Source organism: Streptomyces yerevanensis, from assembly GCF_000716805.1.
GTDB lineage: Bacteria > Actinomycetota > Actinomycetes > Streptomycetales > Streptomycetaceae > Streptomyces > Streptomyces flaveus.
On record NZ_JNWJ01000156.1, the window covers coordinates 1 to 3,212 of the forward strand.

The 3,212-nt window shown below is 67.2% G+C and carries 3 protein-coding genes; all 3 read right to left on the reverse strand.

Features of this window, described 5'->3' with window-relative positions:
• Window positions 1–818: carbohydrate ABC transporter permease (locus OP79_RS48600; protein ID WP_033329650.1), on the reverse strand; the 818-nt coding region annotated here is incomplete at its 3' end.
• Window positions 818–1,846: a carbohydrate ABC transporter permease gene (locus tag OP79_RS48605; protein ID WP_033329651.1), complete on the reverse strand. Its 1,029-nt coding sequence runs from the start codon at window positions 1,844–1,846 to the stop codon at window positions 818–820. The genes OP79_RS48600 and OP79_RS48605, both read right to left, overlap by 1 nt.
• A complete protein-coding gene (locus OP79_RS48610; RefSeq protein WP_033329652.1) occupies window positions 1,843–3,189 on the reverse strand; it encodes an extracellular solute-binding protein in 1,347 nt (448 codons plus the stop codon). The genes OP79_RS48605 and OP79_RS48610 overlap by 4 nt, the downstream gene beginning before the upstream one ends.
• Window positions 3,190–3,212 lie beyond the last annotated feature (23 nt).

Consider the following 3,212-nt stretch of genomic DNA (forward strand, 5'->3'; position numbering starts at 1 on the left):
TTGAGTCCGGAGGTGGAGACTCCGGCGATGAAGCCGCGCTGGAGGATCAGGAAGAGCGCCAGCACGGGCACGACGTACATCACGGTGCCTGCTGCGACGAGGTTGCCGAGCTGGGCGCCATGCGCGTTGACGTAGCCGGTGGTGAGCTGGACGGCGAGGGTGGTGCGGCTGGTGTCCAGCAGCAGCGCGGGCGCGATCCAGTCGCCCCAGGTCCAGGAGAAGGACAGGATCAGGCTGGTGGCGATGACCGGCCACGACTGGGGCAGGAAGATCCGCCAGAAGATGCGGATCTGTCCGCAGCCGTCGACGATCGCCGCCTCCTCCAGTTCCTTGGGCATGTTGCTGAAGAACTGCCGGAACAGGAAGATCAGATACGGTGCGCCGCACAGTCCCCACAGCACCCACGGCATATAGGTGTTGAGCAGGTTGACCTTGGCGAACAGCAGGTAGGTCGGGATGAGGGTGATGACCTGCGGCAGCATCATCGTCGACAGCAGCACACCGAAGATCACCCGCTTTCCCGGTGCTTCGAGCCGGGCGAAACCGTACCCGGCCCAGGCCGAGGCGAGTGTCGCCAGGACCGAGTAGATGACGGCGATCGTCAGGGAGTTGCGGGCGTAGCCGAAGTAGTCCCAACTGGTCAGCGCCTTCACGAAGTTCCCGGGGCTCGGATGGTGCGGCCACCAGTGGATGGGGAAGGCGCGCAGTTCCGACGGGTCCTTGAACGCGGTGATCACGAGCCAGGCGAAGGGGCTGAGCATGAGGACGAGGAAGGCGACCAGGAGCATGTAGACGACACTGCGCCGGGGGAGCACCATCACGCGCCTCCGATCGTGCGGGGCTTGGTCTTCGCGCGCTCCGGCTCCACGGAGTAGAAGACCGCGCCCTTGCTGAGTTTGAAGACGAGGAAGGTGACGGCGACGATGATCAGGAAGAGCACCCACAGCAGGGCGGAGGCGTAGCCGTAACGGCCGTCGACGAGGTACTGGTTGAGGACGTGGATCATGACGAAGTAGTTGCTCTCCGGGACCGTTCCCAGGCCCTTCGGTGTGGGATCGAGCGAGATGAGCAGCGGTGCGAAGGTCTGCAGCGCGGCGATGATCCCGGTGACGACCTGGAAGAAGAGGACGGGGGAGAGCAGCGGCAGGGTGATGCGGGTGAAGGACTGCCAGGCACTGGCGCCGTCCACCCGGGCCGCCTCGTGCAGCTCTTTGGGGATGTCCTGCAGTCCCGCCAGGGAGATGATCATGACGTTGCCCACGCCCCACAGGGTCAGGACGATCAGCACCCAGCGGGCGTAGGGATCCGCCAGCCACGCGAGCGCGTTGATGCTGAAGAGGTCCAGGAGGCCGTTGGCCGACCCCGAGTCACGATCGAAGATCATCTTGAAGGCGAGGGCGCCACCGACCGGCGGCACCACGGCGGGCAGGTACAGCAGCGTGCGGAACAGGCCGCGGCCCCGGATCGGCTGGTTCACCAGGACCGCCAGGAACAGCCCCGCCACGATCGTCAGCGGCACGGTCATCGCGGTGAACGCCCCGGTGCGGGCCAGGGACAAAAGCGTCTCCGAGTCGGAGAACACCTCCTTGTAGTTGTCCAGGCCCACAAAGCGGGATCTCTTCGACAGCCCGTCGGAGTTGGTGAAGCTCAGCCACAGGGCGTAGCCGAGCGGATAGGCCGTCAGGGCCAAAAACCCCAGCACCCAGGGACCGGCGAAGACATAAAAGGACCAGGCCCTGCGCGTCGTCAGTGAGCGGCGCCGGCGCGGCGGCCGCCCGGCCGCCGCACCGGCCGGGCTCTGCACAGCAGGCCCGGCAGACGCCTCGGTGAGCTGGCCGGTGCTCACCCCACCAGCTCCTTGCCCTTGGCGAGCTGGTCGTTCATCTGCTGGTTCAGCGCGTCCGCGACCTTGCCCGCGGAGGTACCGGACTTGACCGCACCCGGCAGCACCTTGCTGATCACTCCGTCCAGGGCCGCGATCTGGGCGTACGGGGTGAAGGTCAGGGCCGAGAAGTGGGCGAGCTCCTGCTCCTGCACCTTGAAGGCCTGCTTCTGGTACGGCTTGTCCTGCGGCATCTTCGCGCGCAGCGACTTCAGCGCGGGAATGCCCCAGCCGCCGGCGGCCCGGCCCCGGGCGGGCTCTTTGCCGAAGAACCACTCGAAGAACTTCCAGGCCGCGTCCTTGTTCTTGGCGTCCCTGGGCATCCAAAAGCCGGTGGCGCCGAAGCAGGGACTGATACGGCTGCTGCCCAGCTGGGGCGCGGGCGCGAAGCGGGAGACCTCGGCGACCTTGGGATCGCCGGCGATGGCCCCGCCGAACCAGTAGCCGTCGGCGGCCATCGCCATCCGGCCGGCCTGGTAGGTCGGCCAGTCCCAGCCGTCCGGGTTCGGGTTGGCGACGCTCGGGCCGATGTCGGCCTTCGTGTAGTCCAGGTACCACTGCAGCGCCTTGCGCGCCTCGGGGGAGGAGAAGTCCACCGAGGCCAGGTCCTCGGCGAACAGGCTGCCGCCGGCCGACGCGGTCATGCCCATCAGCTGGGAGAAGTAGCCCAGTCCGGTGGCGTTCAGGCCGTACACCTTCACCTTGCCCAGCCGGCGCTTGGTCAGCTCCTTGCCCAGGTCCAGCCACTCCTCGCAGGACAGCGGCTCACTCTCGCTGGGCAGGTCCAGCTTCGCGGCCTCGAACAGGTCGGAGCGGTACCAGAACATCTGGTCCTGCGAGAAGTCCTTGGCCATGCCGTAGCGCGGGCCCGCGCCCTGCTTGCCGCCGTCGTACCGCCACAGGTCGTTGACCGGGTCGAGGTCGGCGGGCTTGAGCACCGTGCTCTTGGCGAAGTACGGGTCCAGATCGGCCATCAGGCCGCGCGCGGCGAAGTACGGGGTTTCCACAGCACCGAGCCCGCGCACCACGTCCGGCGGGGTCTTACCGGCCAGCATGGCGTTGAGCTTGGTGGAGTCGGTCTTGAGGAACCTGATCTTCACGCCCAGTGCCTGCTGGGCGGCCTTGATGTCGAAGTCCTCCTTCTCGCACATGATGGTGAGCGTCGTGCTGCCGCCCGTCGAACCACCGCCGCCCGAGCCGTCGTCGACGGGAGCGGCACAGCCGGACAACGCGGCGGCACCCAGCGCGGCACCGGAGTAGGTGAGGAAACGACGTCTGTCGAGAGACCCTGTAGCGGGAACGGACATGACTGGACAGCCTTTCGTACGGG